Source organism: Kribbella sp. NBC_00482, from assembly GCF_036013725.1.
In the GTDB taxonomy this organism is placed as follows: domain Bacteria; phylum Actinomycetota; class Actinomycetes; order Propionibacteriales; family Kribbellaceae; genus Kribbella.
Genome location: NZ_CP107881.1, coordinates 549062 through 564736, shown reverse-complemented (window position 1 = coordinate 564736; position 15675 = coordinate 549062). Strand labels below are relative to the sequence as shown.

Annotated in this window: 17 protein-coding genes; 10 read left to right on the top strand and 7 right to left on the bottom strand. The window is 68.5% G+C overall.

The window, feature by feature from the left end:
* Positions 1-100 precede the first annotated feature (100 nt).
* The gene (locus OHB24_RS02795) at positions 101-1564 is read left to right on the top strand and encodes an MFS transporter (RefSeq protein WP_327637337.1); all 1464 of its coding nucleotides are present in this window, start codon (positions 101-103) and stop codon (positions 1562-1564) included.
* Positions 1565-1648: 84 nt separating this feature from the next.
* Here the strand turns inward: OHB24_RS02795 and OHB24_RS02790 are convergent, their stop codons facing one another.
* From OHB24_RS02790 to OHB24_RS02780, 3 genes are all read right to left on the bottom strand, one after another.
* Complete coding sequence (locus OHB24_RS02790) at positions 1649-2656, bottom strand: copper resistance D family protein (protein WP_327637336.1); 1008 nt, start codon at positions 2654-2656, stop codon at positions 1649-1651.
* Positions 2653-3234 (bottom strand): copper resistance CopC family protein, encoded by a 582-nt coding sequence (locus tag OHB24_RS02785; protein WP_327637335.1) that lies wholly within the window; start codon positions 3232-3234, stop codon positions 2653-2655. The genes OHB24_RS02790 and OHB24_RS02785 overlap by 4 nt, the downstream gene beginning before the upstream one ends.
* A gap of 240 nt (positions 3235-3474) precedes the next feature.
* Positions 3475-3798: a hypothetical protein gene (locus tag OHB24_RS02780; RefSeq protein WP_327637334.1), complete on the bottom strand. Its 324-nt coding sequence runs from the start codon at positions 3796-3798 to the stop codon at positions 3475-3477.
* A gap of 274 nt (positions 3799-4072) precedes the next feature.
* Between OHB24_RS02780 and OHB24_RS02775 the strand changes: the two genes are divergently transcribed.
* Positions 4073-5053, top strand: a complete 981-nt coding sequence (locus OHB24_RS02775; RefSeq protein ID WP_327637333.1) for a hypothetical protein — start codon at positions 4073-4075, stop codon at positions 5051-5053.
* Here the strand turns inward: OHB24_RS02775 and OHB24_RS02770 are convergent.
* Positions 5040-6275, bottom strand: coding sequence for an MFS transporter (locus OHB24_RS02770; protein WP_327637332.1), 1236 nt, complete (start codon positions 6273-6275; stop codon positions 5040-5042). The two genes, OHB24_RS02775 and OHB24_RS02770, sit on opposite strands and share 14 nt — an antisense overlap.
* Before the next feature lie 148 nt (positions 6276-6423).
* On the opposite strand from OHB24_RS02770, the gene OHB24_RS02765 reads away from it, so the two are divergent.
* Genes OHB24_RS02765 through OHB24_RS02750 form a run of 4 tightly spaced genes read left to right on the top strand, consistent with a single transcriptional unit; the run spans position 6424 to position 9313 of the window.
* Complete coding sequence (locus OHB24_RS02765; RefSeq protein ID WP_327637331.1) at positions 6424-7401, top strand: ATP-binding cassette domain-containing protein; 978 nt, start codon at positions 6424-6426, stop codon at positions 7399-7401.
* Positions 7398-8234, top strand: a complete 837-nt coding sequence (locus tag OHB24_RS02760; RefSeq protein ID WP_327637330.1) for an ABC transporter permease — start codon at positions 7398-7400, stop codon at positions 8232-8234. Before OHB24_RS02765 ends, OHB24_RS02760 begins: the two co-directional genes overlap by 4 nt.
* A 33-nt stretch (positions 8235-8267) precedes the next feature.
* Positions 8268-8882: a TetR/AcrR family transcriptional regulator gene (locus tag OHB24_RS02755; RefSeq protein WP_327637329.1), complete on the top strand. Its 615-nt coding sequence runs from the start codon at positions 8268-8270 to the stop codon at positions 8880-8882.
* Positions 8879-9313, top strand: coding sequence for a VOC family protein (locus OHB24_RS02750; RefSeq protein WP_327637328.1), 435 nt, complete (start codon positions 8879-8881; stop codon positions 9311-9313). The genes OHB24_RS02755 and OHB24_RS02750 overlap by 4 nt, the downstream gene beginning before the upstream one ends.
* Positions 9314-9368: 55 nt before the next feature.
* On the opposite strand, the gene greA is transcribed toward OHB24_RS02750, so the two are convergent.
* Positions 9369-9881: a transcription elongation factor GreA gene (gene greA / locus OHB24_RS02745; RefSeq protein WP_130384156.1), complete on the bottom strand. Its 513-nt coding sequence runs from the start codon at positions 9879-9881 to the stop codon at positions 9369-9371.
* A gap of 209 nt (positions 9882-10090) precedes the next feature.
* A complete protein-coding gene (locus OHB24_RS02740; RefSeq protein WP_327637327.1) occupies positions 10091-10519 on the bottom strand; it encodes a DUF4307 domain-containing protein in 429 nt (142 codons plus the stop codon).
* A gap of 59 nt (positions 10520-10578) precedes the next feature.
* Between OHB24_RS02740 and mca the strand changes: the two genes are divergently transcribed.
* The 3 genes from mca to OHB24_RS02725 all read left to right on the top strand — a co-directional run bounded on the left by mca (position 10579) and on the right by OHB24_RS02725 (position 12937).
* Positions 10579-11442, top strand: a complete 864-nt coding sequence (gene mca, locus OHB24_RS02735) for a mycothiol conjugate amidase Mca (protein WP_327637326.1) — start codon at positions 10579-10581, stop codon at positions 11440-11442.
* A gap of 31 nt (positions 11443-11473) precedes the next feature.
* The gene (locus OHB24_RS02730) at positions 11474-11773 is read left to right on the top strand and encodes a hypothetical protein (RefSeq protein WP_327637325.1); all 300 of its coding nucleotides are present in this window, start codon (positions 11474-11476) and stop codon (positions 11771-11773) included.
* Positions 11774-11911: 138 nt separating this feature from the next.
* Positions 11912-12937 (top strand): copper resistance D family protein, encoded by a 1026-nt coding sequence (locus OHB24_RS02725; RefSeq protein WP_327637324.1) that lies wholly within the window; start codon positions 11912-11914, stop codon positions 12935-12937.
* Here the strand turns inward: OHB24_RS02725 and OHB24_RS02720 are convergent.
* Complete coding sequence (locus OHB24_RS02720; RefSeq protein WP_327637323.1) at positions 12934-13461, bottom strand: nitroreductase family protein; 528 nt, start codon at positions 13459-13461, stop codon at positions 12934-12936. The genes OHB24_RS02725 and OHB24_RS02720 overlap by 4 nt on opposite strands.
* A 58-nt stretch (positions 13462-13519) precedes the next feature.
* On the opposite strand from OHB24_RS02720, the gene OHB24_RS02715 reads away from it, so the two are divergent.
* Positions 13520-15484: a thioredoxin domain-containing protein gene (locus OHB24_RS02715; protein WP_327637322.1), complete on the top strand. Its 1965-nt coding sequence runs from the start codon at positions 13520-13522 to the stop codon at positions 15482-15484.
* Positions 15485-15675 lie beyond the last annotated feature (191 nt).

Sequence of the window (15675 nt, the reverse complement as noted above, 5' to 3'; positions counted from 1 at the left end):
CACACGCATTCAATGCAAAGGCATTTAATGCCTAGACATTAGATGCATGCGCATGCAATAGTCTCTCCTCGTGACTACGCAAACCACATCGCCAGCTCGCATGACTTGGGACGCGCGCCTCTGGGGAGCGCTCCTGGTGGTCTGCGGCGTGATCTTCCTCGACGGCCTGGACGTGTCCATGGTCGGTATGTCCCTGCCGTCCATCGGCGCCGACCTCGGCGTCTCCCTTGCCTCTCTCCAGTGGGTCGTGACCGGCTACGTGCTCGGGTACGGCGGCCTGCTGCTGCTCGGCGGCCGTACCGCCGACCTGCTCGGCCGGCGCCGGGTCTTCCTGATCGCCCTCGCCGTCTTCGCCGTGGTCTCGATGCTGAGCTCACTGGCGACGAACCCCGAACTGCTCATCGCCGCGCGGTTCGTGAAGGGCATCGCCGCGGCGTTCACCGCCCCGGCCGCGCTCTCGATCATCACCACCACCTTCCACGAGGGCCCGGATCGCAACCGCGCCCTCAGCATCTTCACCACCTGCGCCGCCAGCGGCTTCTCGATGGGCCTGATCCTCGGCGGCGCGCTGACCGAGGTCGGCTGGCGCTGGACCTTCCTGATGCCCGGCCCGGTCGCCCTGATCGTGCTGCTGTTCGCGATCAAGCTGATCCCGAGCAGCCCGCGGGAGGAGTCCACCGGCGGGTACGACGTACCAGGTGCGATCACCGTGACCGCGGGCATGCTGTCCCTGGTCTACGCGGTCGTCGGCGCCGAGCAGGCCGGCTGGGCCTCGGTGCAGACCATCGGCCTGTTCGTGCTCGCAGCCGTCCTGCTGGCCGGCTTCGTCGCGATCGAGCTGCGCACCAAGCACCCGCTGGTCCGGCTCGGCATCCTGCGCAACGCGTCGCTGCGACGGGCGAACCTGGCCATCCTGACCGTCTTCGGTTCGTACGTCGCCTTCCAGCTGATCGGCACCATGTACCTGCAGAACCTGCTGGGCTGGTCGCCGTTGGAGACCGCGCTCGGGTTCCTCCCGGCCGGGCTGCTCGTCGCCACGCTGTCCCCGAACGTCGGCAAGATCGTCGACCGGGTGGGCACCGAGAAGATGATCATCGTCGCGATGGCGCTGTTCGTCGCCGGGTACGCGCTCTCGTTGCGGATCGGCCCGGAGTCGGCGTACTTCTCGACCGTGTTCCCGACCATCATGCTGCTCGGTCTCGGGTTCGCGATCGGGTTCCCGTCGCTCAACATCCAGGCCGTGTCCGGGGTCCCGGACCACGAGCAGGGACTGGCCTCGGGTCTGTTCAACACCTCCAACCAGGTGGGCGGCGCGGTGGTCCTGGCGATCGTGACCGCGGTGATCAGCGGCCAGACCGTCGGCGTCACCGCACCCACCGGGGTGCTGTCGGCGTACAAGTCGGGTCTCGGCGTCGTGACGGGGATCGCGGCCCTCGGCCTGGTCATCGCACTGACCGGTCTCTACGGCCTCCGGGCTCGCCGGGCCGCCGAAGAAGCAGAGGCTGCCGAGTTGGCCGCCGTACAGGACGAGCTGCGGGCGGAGGAGATGACGCCGGCCGCCTGACAACAACCAGCCCTCCCAGGCTGTGCGGTTATAGAGAACGCAGTGCGGGGCCAGGACTACTCTCCTGGTCCCGCACTGCTGTGTTCACAGCGGTCTGGCCAGCACCGTGGCGAGTGCGATGGCCACGGCCATCACCGTGAGTTCGACAGCCGCCAGCGTGGCGAGAGCGGACGTCTCCTCGCGGCGTACGGCCGGCAAGAGGACCTGACGGATCGCACCGCCGGTCGCGGCCAGGATCATCAGGGACGCGAGCTTGCCGAGCACCAGCCAGCCCGCAGGGGTCTCGAGTAATGCGTGGAGTAGTACGGACAGGTGTGGGGTCAGGTCCTTCGTCAGACGCGGTCCTGCGAGCAGTACGCCGGTGATCCCGACCGTCGCGATCGCTCCACCAGCAACGGTCGAGAACCGCGGCAGGACCAGCGCCAACGCGGAACGGTTGCCGGCGACAAGCACTGTGACCAGTGCGAGACCACCCACCCAAAGGCTCACCGCGCACATGTGTGCGGTGATCGCGGGCGTGGTGAGCCAGGCAGCCTCGCTCTGCGACGCGTGCCCTGTGACCGGTACGGCGACCAGTCCGACAAGCGCCGTACCGAAGCCGAGCATCGGTCTGCGCTTGACGACGGCCAGCGTGTACCCGCCCGCGGCGACAACGGTCACCACGAGCGCGGTACCTGAGGAGACGTCGACGACGTACGACGCCATGCCTGCGAACTGCATCTTCCAGCCGGATTGCGAGATCGCCGCGGCCTGGAGCCACCACGTCGTCGTGGTGGCCGTGACCCAGGCGGCGCCGGAGGCGATACCGATGATCCGGGCGCGACCGGCGATGGCGCCGTACCGCTCCCGGCCCTGGGCACCGAGAAGCAGAAGCAGCAGGACGGCGCCGACGGCGAGGACTGCCGTTGTGTTGGTGGCGAAGCGGGCGACCGGGGTGGTGTAGAGGATGCCCGGACTGGTCGTGGTCAGGCCTGGTTCGGGGGCCGGACGGGTGACGACGATGGACCAGGCCAGAGCCGCCGTGCTCAGGGTGGCGATCGCCCCGACGACGACCGGCCGCCGGACCTTGAGGGACGGGATGGCGACGTTCATCGCTGGTCCCTGACGACCGGCTCGGGTGGAGCGGCCAGATCGGAGCGCCAGCGGCGGAAGCCGCGCACGAGGAACAGGACGACCGCGAACTCGGCGAACCACAGCCACGCCGGTACGCCGTCGGTCGGGATCACCATCGCGTTCGCGGCCCGCGAACCGGAATCGGGCCGATCGAGGGTGATCGTGATGTGGCCGGCGATCGGGTGGCCGTCGCCGGAGATCACCCGATAGCTGATCGTGTAGACGCCGGCTGCACCGAGCCGGTCGCAGGTGGCGTGCAGCGTGTCGCCCTCGATCCGTGCCGAGCGCGCGGGATGGCGGTTCCCGTCGGGGCCGGTCACCAGGACCGCGTCCCAGCCCGGGACCGGCTGCAGGGTCTGGTCGAACGTGAAGGCGAGTGCGGACGGGGTGGACGTGAGCCGGGCGCCGTTGGCCGGCGTACTGGCGGCGAGCTTGCTGTGGGCGGCTGCGGGGGTCGCCGGGGCGAGGGTCAGGGCGGCGGTGAACGTGACGACGGCGAGGAGCGGTGCGCAGTTCCGCCGCAGTGCAAAGAGCCAGGACGTCATGGGCAGAGACATCCGGATCCTCCTGTCGGAGAAATATCGGAAAATGTTCTATTAAATGCAGATCGGTCATTGTGCCGTAACAATTCCGGAGCCCTGGGAAATGCGTTCGAAACCTCTCGGGGTTACTTTTGAGGTGTGAGGACGAATCGGCCCGGGATGTGGATCGCCCGTGGTCGCGGGGGAGGGTCCGCGGCCACGGGCGATCGGGGTGCTACGGCGCCGGTCATGCGAACCGGCGCCGCAGCCGGTGGATCAGTGGTCGTGCCCGTGACCGGTGCCGTCGTCGACGGACTTGTGGCCGGTGAGGGTGAGCGACACGACGTTCACGCCGACCGGGACCACGTGGCTGGTCGTGTAGCCGAGCGGGTTCGCGATCGCCGGGTATAGGCCGAGCGCCTCGTCGTCCACGTGCAGCTGGACCTGGTCGGTGGCGTAGTCCACCGCGTCCCCGACGTTCGAGACCGGGGTGGGGTGCTCGTGCGCCGACGCGGTGGTGGCGGTCAGGGCAGCGCCGCCGGCGGCCAGCGCGAGGCTCGCGAGCGGCAGGGTGATCAGGCGGGACCTCAAATTGGGCATGACGAATTCTCCTTGCGGGAGGGTGGGACGAATACGGTCGTCGTTGACCGGTGAAATGGTGCGGCCGCGGCGCCCGATGGCCAGTCAATGCGTCGCTTGAAATGAATGTATTGAATGTCTTGGGTGAACCACAAGCAATTCGTGGTTTTTTGCTCACGGAACGAAACGGATGCTGCTTCGTCAGGCTCCGGCCGGCTGCCGTTCAGGGTGCGGGGCGGCAGGTTCGGGGCGATCCCCGATTGGTTTCGACCCGGCGGGGTGCTGGACTGGTGGCATGAGCAACCAGAGCTACGACGAGAAGGTCAAGGACATCCTGGACCGCGTCGCCAAGGGACACCTCTCGACCGAAGAGGCCACCACCCTGATCGCCGCCCTCAAGACCGACCCCTCCGAGGCCGCCGACGCTCCGGTTGCTGAAGGCGGAGAGCCGGCGGCCGAAGGCAAGCCACCGTGGCCCTGGCCGTCGGGCGACGACGTGCCGTCCACCAGTGTGTGGGCGGATGCTGTCGACTCACCTGCGGCGGCTGAGGCTGCCGAGCCTGTGCAGGACACCGTGCCTGCGGATGTCGCCGAGGCTGAGGTCGAGGAGGAGCCGGTCGAGGAGGAGCACAGCAACGTGCCGATTCCGTCCGGGGTGCAGCGGGTGACCGTGCGGGCGATCGGGCGGCGGGTGCGGCTGATCGGTGAGCCGGCCGTGAACGGCGTCGCGGTCGACGGCCCGCACGTGATCAAGCGTGACGGCGACACCCTCGCGATCAGCAGTGAAGGCGACATGGGCGTCTCGATCGACGGCTTCAGCATGCTGCGCAACCCCACCGACCTGAAGGCCCACGTCAACGGCCTCGCCAAGGAGCTGTCGATCCGCGTCAACCCGAACCTCCAGGTCGAGGTCGAGGTCACCGGTGGCAGCGTGAACGCCGAGCGGCTGCCCGGCCTGACCCGGGTCCGCGTCACCGCCGGTACGGCGAAGGTCACCGACGTCGACGGCCCGATCGACGTACTCGTCCAGGCCGGTTCCGCCAGCCTCGACGCCCAGATCACCAAGGGCCGCTCCCGCGTCCGCGTCGAGTCCGGTACGGCGCAGGTCACGCTCCGCCGCGGCTCCGACGTCCACGTCCACACCGAGTCCCAGCTCGGCCGCGTCACCTGGAGCGGCGCTGTCTCCGGCCAGTCCAAGGACGTAGAGATCGGCCGCGGCCGCGCCGCCCTCGACGTAGAGGTCCTCGTAGGCACCGCACAGATCACCTCGGACTGATCTCCTCCGCAGGAATCGTGCGCAGCGTGCGGATGGGGGAGAAGTAGAGGAAGGCGTTGCCGGCCAGTGTGCCCAGGCCTGCTATCCACAAGGTGGTGTGCAGGCCGAACGCCGTACCCAGCCCGCCACCAAGCAGGCTGCCGACGGGTGCGGCGCCCCAGCTGACGAAGCTCATGGTGGCGCTCATCCGGCCCTGCAGGTCCGGCGGGCAGAGGCGTTGCTGGGTGCTGACCTGCAGGATGTAGCTGACGATGATGCAGAAGCCGGCCAGCAGCGTGCCGACGACGAACCAGCTCACCATCCAGCCCGGTGCGGTCAGCGCCTGCACGGTGAACGCGACGCCGATGCCCGTCGACGACAGCAGCAGCGTGCGCGCATCGCCGTACCGCGTGCTGAGCTTCTCGGTGACGGCCGAAGCGACGATCGCGCCGAGGAGACCGATCATGCTGAGTACACCGATGGTGGCCGGCTGGAGATGGACGCCGCGCACCAGGTAGACGACCATGATCGCGCCCGCGGCGGCCTGGAACAGCATGGTCGTCATCGTGTTGAGCGCGAGCGGCCGCAGTAGCGGATGCCGGAAGACGAAGCGCATGCCTTCGCCGATCTCGCGGCGCAGGTTGGGCAGATCGGGCTTCACCGGCTCGGCCTCGGGTGTTCGGATCGAGCGGAGCCAGAGCGCTGACCACAGGAAGCTGAGTGCGTCCAGGCCGATCGTCAGCGCCGCACCGAGCCATTGGACGAGCAGTCCGCTCGCACCGGCTCCGATGACCGCGGCGATCGAGTGGTTCGCGGCGAGTTTGGCGTTGCCGGGCAGTAGGCGGTCCCGTTCGAGGAGCCTCGGCAGGTACGACGTGTGCGCGACATCGAACAGGACCGTGAGGATCCCGGCCGGCACGAGAACGACGTACACCTGCGTGAGGGTGAGTACGTCGAACCACCAGGCGATCGGGATCGACGCGAAGAGGAGCGCCCGGAGCACGTCGGCGTACACGAGGACCGGGCGGCAGCGGATCCGGTCGGCCCAGGCGCCCGCGAACAGGCCGAGGACGAGCCAGGCGGCGGTCTCGCAGGTCCTGAGCAGCGAGACCTGGAGCGTCGACGCGTTGAGGGTCAGTACGGCGAGCAGCGGGATCGCGCCCATGCTCAGGCGGGACCCGAGCTGACTGAGCAGGTCGGCGGCCCAGAGCCGGCGGAAATCGGGGTGGCGGAGGATGCCCATTCCGCGACCGTAGAACCAAACTTGAGCCGTGTCGACTCAACTGTCAAGAAAGTTGAGTCCATCAGACTCAATATAATTTGGGAGTGAAATTGTCGGCGTTCTCGGGCAGGATGGTGGCCTGCGTCACATCCAGAAGGGGGACGTTCGGATGGCTGCAATCGAGGCATCGGGCCTCGTCAAGACGTTCAAAGGCAGAAAGTCCACAGTCAAGGCGCTCGACGGGATCGACCTCGACGTGCCGGAAGGGACCGTCCTCGGCCTGCTCGGGCCGAACGGGGCGGGCAAGACCACGGCCGTTCGGGTGCTGACCACGCTCCTGAGGCCCGACGCGGGTTCGGCGCGGGTGCTCGGGCACGACGTGGTCAAGGAGGCGGACACGGTCCGGTCGCTGGTCGGGCTGTCGGGGCAGTACGCCGCGGTCGACGAACTGCTCACCGGCCGGGAGAACCTGTGGATGTTCGGCCGGCTGTACCGGCTGAGCAGCCGGCAGGCCAAGCAGCGGGCGGAGGAACTGCTCGCGACGTTCGATCTGACCGACGCGGCCGACCGGACGCTGAAGACGTACTCCGGCGGCATGCGGCGCCGGCTGGACCTCGCCGGATCGCTGATCGCGCACCCGAAGGTGCTGTTCCTCGACGAGCCGACCACGGGTCTCGACCCGCGCTCGCGGCTCGACCTGTGGCAGATCATCCGCGACCGGGTCCGCGAGGGCGTCACGATCCTGCTCACCACGCAGTACCTGGAAGAGGCCGACGAGCTGGCCGACAGCATCGCGGTCGTCGACCACGGCTCGGTGATCGCTCGCGGTACGGCGGACGAGCTCAAGGCGAAGGTCGGCGGCGAGCGGATCGAGGTCGTCGTCCACGATCCGGGCGACACCGTGCGGGCGCTGGAGTTGCTGACCAGCGCGCTCGGGATCGCGGATCCGGAGTCGACGACGCTCGATGAGCACACCCGGCGGCTCACCGTGCCGGCGCCGGGCGGCTCGAGTTCGCTCGTCGACGTGATCCGGACGCTGGACGCCGCCGAGATCCGGATCGCCGACATCGGGCTGCGGCGCCCGACGCTGGACGATGTGTTCCTCACCCTGACCGGGCACGAGGCCGAAGAGAAGGAGTCGCTGTGAGTGCGGAGCTGCCGGCCCGGGTGAACCCGATCGGCCGGGCGTTGTCGGACGCGGGGGTGCTCGCGTGGCGGAGCCTGAAACGGATCCCGCGGACGCCGGACATGCTGATCTACGCGACCATCCAGCCGATCATGTTCGTGCTGCTGTTCGCGTACGTGTTCGGGAACGCGATCCCGATCCCGGGCTTCCCCGGGGCGCGCGCGTACCGGGAGTTCCTGATGTCCGGGATCTTCGCGCAGACGATGGCGTTCGCGGTCGCGTCGGCGAGCGTCGGGCTGGCCGACGACATGTCCAAGGGGCTCATCGACCGGTTCCGGTCGTTGCCGATGGCAAGGTCCGGGGTGATCGCCGGCCGCGTGGTCGGGGACCTGGTGTTCAACGCGTTCGTGATGCTGATCATGGTGCTCTGCGGGTTCCTCGTCGGCTGGCGGTGGCACAACGGCTTCGGCCAGGCGCTGGCGGCGTTCGCGATCCTGCTGCTGTTCGCGTTCGCGATGCTGTGGGTCGGTGCGCTGATCGGGCTGTCCGTGGGCGGGCCCGAGGTGGCGGCGTCGGCCGGGCTGATCTGGTTGTTCCCGCTGACGTTCCTGTCGAACGCGTTCGTCCCGACGCCGCAGCTGCCGAGCGGGCTGCAACCGGTCGCCGAGTGGAACCCGATCTCGTCGATCGTCGCGGCCTGCCGGCACCTGTTCGGCAACCCGTCCCCCTTCGCCAGCCCCGACGGCTTCCCGGCCCAGCACCCGGTCTGGCTGTCCCTGATCTGGTGCGCCGTGATCATCGCGATCTTCGCCCCACTCGCAGTCCGCAAGTACCGGAGTGCCACTGGGCATTGACAAGACTTATACAGCGTACAAATAATTCGAACTGTGTTAAAGAAACCGGCCGGGAACTGGCGCGAGGCGCGACGGGAGAGTGCGCGGGCCAACGTGCTCACCGCCGCGTGGGAACTGATGCGCGACGACGGGTTGGCCGCCCTGTCCTTGCGTGAACTGGCTCGCCGGGCGGGCATCACCACACCGACCCTGTACGCGTACTTCGAGTCCAAGAACGCCATCCTGGACGCGATGTTCGCGCAGGCCGCACAGTCGTTCGTCGAGCTGAAGGCGTCACTGCCGGCGACGGACGACCCACAAGAGGACCTGCTGACCGAAGCCCGGGCGTTCGTCACGTTCTGCGTGTCCGACGTCCCTCGGTACCAGCTGCTCTTCCAGCACTCGGTGCCCGGCTTCACCCCGTCGCCCGAGTCCTACGAGCTCGCCGTCAGCGCCCTGGCGGTGACGCGCGAGCTCCTCGCACGCAACGGCGTGCACGATCCACGGCACCTCGACATCTGGACCGCCATCACCGTCGGCCTGGTCGGCCAGCAGATCTCCAACGACCCGGACGGCGACCGGTGGACCCGGCTCGTCGAGGACGTGACCCGGATGTTCCTCGCCCAGTACGCGGGCGGGAACTCCACGCACAGCAAGGGGGAATCATGACCGCACTCACCCACGTCAAGCTGCACCATCTGGCCCTGACCGTGACCGACCTGGAGTCGAGCGTCCGGTGGTACGGCGAAGTCTTCGGAGTCCACCCGGTGATCGACGTACCGCATCCCGGCGGTGTCGGACGGATCCTCGCCGACGCGGACCATCAGCTGATGATCGCGCTGCACCACCACGAGACCAACGACGGTGCGTTGTCCACCGAGACCGTCACCGGCCTCGACCACGCCGGCTTCGCGGTCGACTCGCGGGCCGACCTCGAACAGTGGCAGGACCATCTGGAGGCGCACGGCGTCGTCCGTGCCGACACCGCCGACAAGCCGCTGACCCAGTCGCCGATCGCCGACGAGCCGTACGCCTCGGTCCTGGTCTTCCGCGACCAGGACAACATCCAGCTCGAGCTCTTCGCTCCCGCCGCCCACTGAAGCGACGAAGCGCCCCGGTGGCTGTCCACCGGGGCGCTTCGGGAGCTTGGTGGGGTCAGCCGGTGAAGGGTTCCGCGGCGACGATCTCGACGGTCACGTCCTTGCCGTTGGGAGCCTCGTACTTGGCCTTGTCGCCCTTCTTCTTGCCGAGGATCGCGGCGCCCAGCGGAGACTGCGGCGAGTAGACGTCGATGTCGACCGACGCGTCCAGGGCGAGCAGTTCGCGGGAGCCGAGCAGGAACGTCTCGACGTCGTCGTCACCGGCGAACTTGATGGACACCTTCATGCCGGGCTCGATCTTGCCGCCGGCCTTCGGGGTCTCGCCGACCCGGGCCCGGCGGAGCATGTCCTCCAGCTGCCGGATCCGCGCCTCGATCTTGCCCTGCTCGTCCTTGGCGGCGTGGTAGCCGCCGTTCTCCTTGAGGTCGCCCTCGTCCCTGGCCTCGCTGATCCGCTGCGTGATCTCGGCACGGGCAGGGCCCTTGAGGTGCTCGAGCTCGGACTTCAGCTGGTCGTAACCGTCCTGCGTCAGCCAGACAACGCTGTCCTCGTCGATCTTCTGCGTCACGGGCTGCTCCTTGTGTCGGTGGGATGGGCAGGAAAATGCTGCTGGCCGCCGTCGTCGACGGCGACCAATCAATCGAGCGTAGCAAGAGACGGCCGAATACGCAGGGGCTCTCGCCGGTCCCAAACGCTTGGAAAACGTTTGCTGGCGAGGAATTCCGGCCGTTCCGGTAATCGGTTGCCGCGTCAGGTACGTCGCGGCTCCGGCCGGCGTCAGCGGGGGCGGTGCTGGTCCGCCGTCGTACAGCCGACGAGGACGACCGAGGTTGCTGAGCGTTGCGTTGTCAGGGTCACCGGGAGGACCTGGTGACGGGGTGCGTCCGCGGGGACCGTGACCGTTACCTCGCCGACGATCGAGAAGTCCGCGGCCTTCGCCTGCAGGCGGCAGTTCGCCTCCACCGACTTGCTGCGCTCCACCTTGAGAGTCGCCTTCGCACTCGTCGGCGAGACGACCTCGAATCCCTGCAGTTGCGAGGTCACCGGCGGGTTCGACTGCACCCAGGCCACCCAGATCAGCCAGGTCAGCCCGGCCAGGACGACCACGCCCACGACGCCGATCAGCAACGGCCGCCGGGACCGCCCGCCGCGGCCGTAGCGGGCGTTCAGATCGGAGGTCGGAGCGGCGGCAGAAGACTCGGTCACAAGGGTGTCCAGGGGGTCGGTCGTGGGTTTTCGCATGCGTTGGAGGACCATTGTGTCTTGTGAGTGGAGATCTTCGGTTGTTGCATGTGCACGCCCACCCGGACGACGAGTCGAGCAAGGGCGCCGCGTCGACCGCCCGGTACGTCGCTGACGGCGTGGAGGTGATGGTCGCCACGTGTACCGGTGGGGAACGCGGATCGATCCTGAATCCGAAGATGGACCGTCCCGAGGTGCTGGCGAACATCACCGAGATCCGCCGCAAGGAGATGGACTCGGCCCGCGAGATCCTCGGGATCCGGCAGGAGTGGCTGGGCTGGGTGGACTCCGGCTTCCCGGAGGGTGATCCGCTGCCGCCGCTCCCGGAGGGCTGCTTCGCGGCGCAGAAGGTCGAGGACGCCGCCGCCCCGCTGGTGAAGCTGATCCGCGAGTTCCGCCCGCAGGTCGTCACGACGTACGACGAGAACGGCGGCTACCCGCACCCGGACCACGTCATGTGCCACACGATCACCGTCGCCGCGTTCGAGGCGGCGGGGGACAAGGACGCCTACCCGGAGCTCGGCGAGCCGTGGCAGCCGCTCAAGCTGTACTACCACCACACGTTCCACTACGAGCGGATGAAGGCGCTGCACGACGGAATGCTCGCGCGCGGCCTGGAGTCGCCGTACGCCGATCGCCTGAAGGACTGGAAGCCGGACCCGGAGAACGAGCGCCGCATCACCACCCGGGTCGAGTGCGCGCAGTACTTCGAGGTGCGGGACAAGGCGCTGCTCGCGCACGCCACGCAGATCGACCCGGACGGCGCGTGGTTCGCCGTACCGCTCGAGGTGCATCAGGCGGCCTGGCCGACCGAGGACTACGAGTTGGCGCGGAGTCTGGTCGAGTCGGAGCTGCCCGAGAACGATCTGTTCGCGGGGCTGCACTGACGGGGGCTGCGGACAATGAGAGAATGGTGGCGTGACAGCGATGATCTCCCTTCAGACGGCCGAGATCGACCCCAACGTCGTGAAGCCGGGATGGGTCGCGCTGCTCATCGTGCTCGCTCTCGGTGCCGCCACGGTGCTGCTGGTGCGCAACATGGGCAAGCAGCTGAAGCGGATCGACTTCGATCGCGATGGTGCGGGCGACCCAGCACCGTCAGACGCCCCAGCGAGTCAGGACCACTCGCCGTCCCCGGCTACCGATGCAGCGCCGACGACTTCGGAGCCGACCCAGACCTCGGCTCCGAGTGATCCCAAGGAACACTCTGAGCACTGACGCCATGTCAGTGCTGTAACTGATTCCTGGGAGCTTGGAAACACCCTGGTCACGAGATGGTGTCGGACTGGGCAGCCCACCTCCGGCTGACCCTATAGTGAGCCGCGTGCTGAATGGTGCCCACGACCTGATCCTCCGGTGACCGCGACCCGCGCCGCCCGGCATCGCATGCCCGGACGCCTGGTCGCGGGTGGGGTCGGTGCTGTCCTGATCGCGTCGGCGGCGCTGGTGGTGGCGCTGTACGCCGCCGACAGCGAGCCGCAGGACGCCGGCGGGATCGGTGGTCCAGGCGCGTTCATCTCCTGGCTGCTGCCGCTGTTCCGGTTGATCTCCACGCTGGCCACGGTCGGCTGTGCAGGTGCGCTGCTGGCGGCGGTTGTACTGCTGCGGATCGAGGGCGGACCGCTCGGAGTGCAGGGCCGGCGCGCGGTCCGGGACGCCAGCAATTCGGCGATCATCTGGGCGGTGTGCGCGTTCGTGGGCGCGATCGTGACGGCGGCGCTCCTGCTCAACACGCCGGTGCGACTGCTGCGGCTACGGCTCGACGACGCGCTCGGCGTACCTGAGGTGAAGGCGCTCCTGATCACCGGCATCCTCGTCCTCGCGCTGGCGATCGGCATCCGCCGGGTGCAGACGTCCTCGGCTGCGGCGCTCGGCGTACTGGTCGCCATCGCCGCACTCGTCCCGACCGCGGTCACGGCGTACCCGAGGAACGAGTCGTACGTCGTACTCGCCGGAGCAGCCCTGGTGATCCACGTGATCGCCGCGACGACCTGGGTCGGCGGGCTCGCGGGCCTGGTCCGCTACGGGCGGGCGAGCCGGACCGGGCTGCCGATCGTGCTGGAACGGTACGGCCAGGTCGCCTTCATCTCGGCGATCGCCGTACTGATCAGCGGCCTGATCAGCGCCGCCGGCCGCCTCGCCGCGAAAGGCGGCGGCTGGGGCTCGATCGTCGACGTCCTCACCGAAGACGCGTACGGCACCCTGCTGCTCGTAAAGGTAGCCGCGTTCCTACTCCTGATCGTCCTCGCCGCCCTCCACCGCAGCCGCTCCAACACCGACCTACTCGACTCAGGCCGCCCGTTCTGGCGCATCGTAGGCGTCGAACTCCTGATCATGGCCCTAGCCCTAGGCCTCTCAGTAGCTCTGTCCCAGACGGTTTAGTGCCAAGGGGCTGTTTGTAGGTCGGTTGTGGTGCGGCGGTCGCGGGTTGGGGGGCGGGGTTCGGCGGGGCGGCCTACGGCGATCATGGAGATGAGGTGCCAGCCGGGGCTGGGGTTCAGGTCGGTGGTGAGGGTTTCGAGGTTGAAGGCGCGGAACTGGCGGCAGGCGAGGTCCATGGCGTGGGCCTGCAGGGTGAGGTGCGCGACCGATTGCCCGAGGTCGTAGTCGGCGAAGTCGGAGTACGCCCAGTCGGTGTCCTCGACGTACCGGTGGGCCATCGTCACGATCAGCAGTGACGCGCTCGGTGCCCAGCGGGCCGAGCTGGGGGCGAGGTGCCGGACGATGCGCTTGTGGTCGGGCTCGTCGCGGCGGGCGACGAAGTACGCCCAGGGCTGCGAGTTGCCCGCGGACGGCGCCCAGCGCGCGGCGTCGAGGAGCAGTTCGACGTCCTCCTCGGTGACCGTCCAGTCGGGGTCGAACAAGAGAGGGCTGAAGCGGCTCGCGAGCAGTGGGTGGACGGGCATGCTCCCATTCAACTGCCACCCGGTCGGGGTCATTCCACGGGACGCATACGGTGGGGGCATGGCGAACGAGCTCGGACAGTCGACCAGTCCGTACCTGCGGCAGCACGCGGGCAATCCGGTGGAGTGGCGGGAGTGGTCCGAGCGGGCGTTCGCCGAGGCCCGTGAGCGGGACGTGCCGATCTTCCTGTCGGTGGGGTACTCCGCCTGTCACTGGTGTCACGTGATGGCGCACGAGTCGTTCGAGGACGCCGAGACAGCGGCGTACCTGGCTGAGCATGTCGTGAGCGTGAAGGTGGACCGGGAGGAGCGGCCGGACGTCGACGCCATCTACATGGCGGCGACGGTGGCGATGACCGGGCAGGGCGGCTGGCCGATGTCAGTGTTCCTGACGCCGGCGGGGGAGCCGTTCTTCTGCGGGACGTACTTTCCGAAGGATTCCCGCGGCGGGATGGCGTCGTTCCGGCAGGTGCTGGAGGCAATCACCGACGCGTGGCAGAACCGGCGTGAGCAGCTCGACGGGATCGGGAAGCGGGTCGTCGAGCAGCTCGGCGCGCAGCAGCCCCCGGGCCAGGAGGCGTTCGATCTGGCGCAGGCTGTCCAGCTGCTGAAGGTCGATTTCGACCCGGTCGACGCCGGCTTCGGGCGGTCCCCGAAGTTCCCGCCGTCGATGGTGCTCGACTTCCTGCTCCGCCACCACCGCCGGACCGGCGACGAGGACGCGCTGGCGATGGTCGCCCACACCTGCGACCGGATGGCCCGCGGCGGGATGTACGACCAGCTCGCCGGCGGCTTCGCGCGGTACTCCGTCGACGGCCAATGGATCGTCCCGCACTTCGAGAAGATGCTGTACGACAACGCGCTGCTCCTCGACGTCTACACGCACTGGTGGACGATCAGCGGTGACCCGCTCGCGAAGCGCATCGCCGAGGAGACCGCCGACTTCCTGCTCGCCGAGCTGCGGACGCCCGAAGGCGGCTTCGCGTCCGCCCTCGACGCCGACACCGACGGCGAGGAGGGCAAGTACTACGCCTGGACGCCCGAGCAACTCCGTGAAGCCGTCGGGGACGACGCCGACTGGGTCATCGACCTCTGCGACGTGACCGGAACCTTCGAGCACGGTACGTCGGTCCTCCAGCTCCGGCAGGACCCGGATGACCTGGACCGGTGGAACCGGGTACGTGAAGCGCTTAAGCAAGCGCGAAGCAGTCGTACCTACCCGGGCCGCGACGACAAGGTGGTGGCCGCGTGGAACGGTCTGGCGATCACGGCACTCACCCGCGCCGGAGTCGTGCTCGGCAAGCCGCAGTACGTCGAGGCCGCGGAGGAAGCGGCCCGCTTGATCCGCGACGTACATCTGGACGGCGCGCGGTTGTACCGGACGTCGCGGGACGGTGTGCGGGGGAGTGCGGACGGCGTACTCGAGGACTATGCGGCGGTCGCTCAAGGCTGTCTGACCTTGCTGGGCGCGACTGGCGATGTCGAGTGGTATCGGGTCGCGGAGGCCTTGCTGGACAGGGTTCTGGAGCAGTTTGTTGCTGATGGCTCCTATTTCGACACGGCCGCGGACGCCGAGCAGTTGGTGTGGCGGCCGCAGGACGCGACGGACAATGCGACCCCGTCGGGCGTCAGTCTCGCCGCCGAGGCCTTCGCCACGCTCGCAAGCCTGACTGGATCAGACCGGTATGAGACCGCGGCCCAGCAGGCGCTGCAGGCCTCGTCCGCCATCGCACAGCGCGCGCCCCGCTTCGCCGGCCGGGCTCTCGCGGTCGCCGAAACCATCGCCACCGGCCCACTTGAGATCGCGATCGCCGGGGACTCGCCGGAGCTTTTGCGGGTCGCCTTTGCCGACGCGCCCTGGGGTACGCCGATCGCGGCCGGCGCGCCCGGTTCCGCCGTACCGCTGATGGCCGGACGGGACCTGGTCGACGGTCGGCCGGCGGCATATGTATGTCAGAAATTCACCTGCCGGCTGCCCGTGACGTTGCCGGAACACCTTCGTCGGGAGTTGCGCCCTACGGACTGAGGCCCTCCCGGGTGCGGGTTTTCCCTGCGGTTTCGCCGGAATCCCTTGACGCGCGGCGAGCGGACCGCAACAGTCGGTCCTCAGTCGGATGTAACAGAACTCGCATGTTCCGACACGAAGTGTCACAGATGAGGCAGTGGCACTGTTGCGTCACATCCGGTGTCCCCAACTGAATTCGGTCGCTGCGCCCA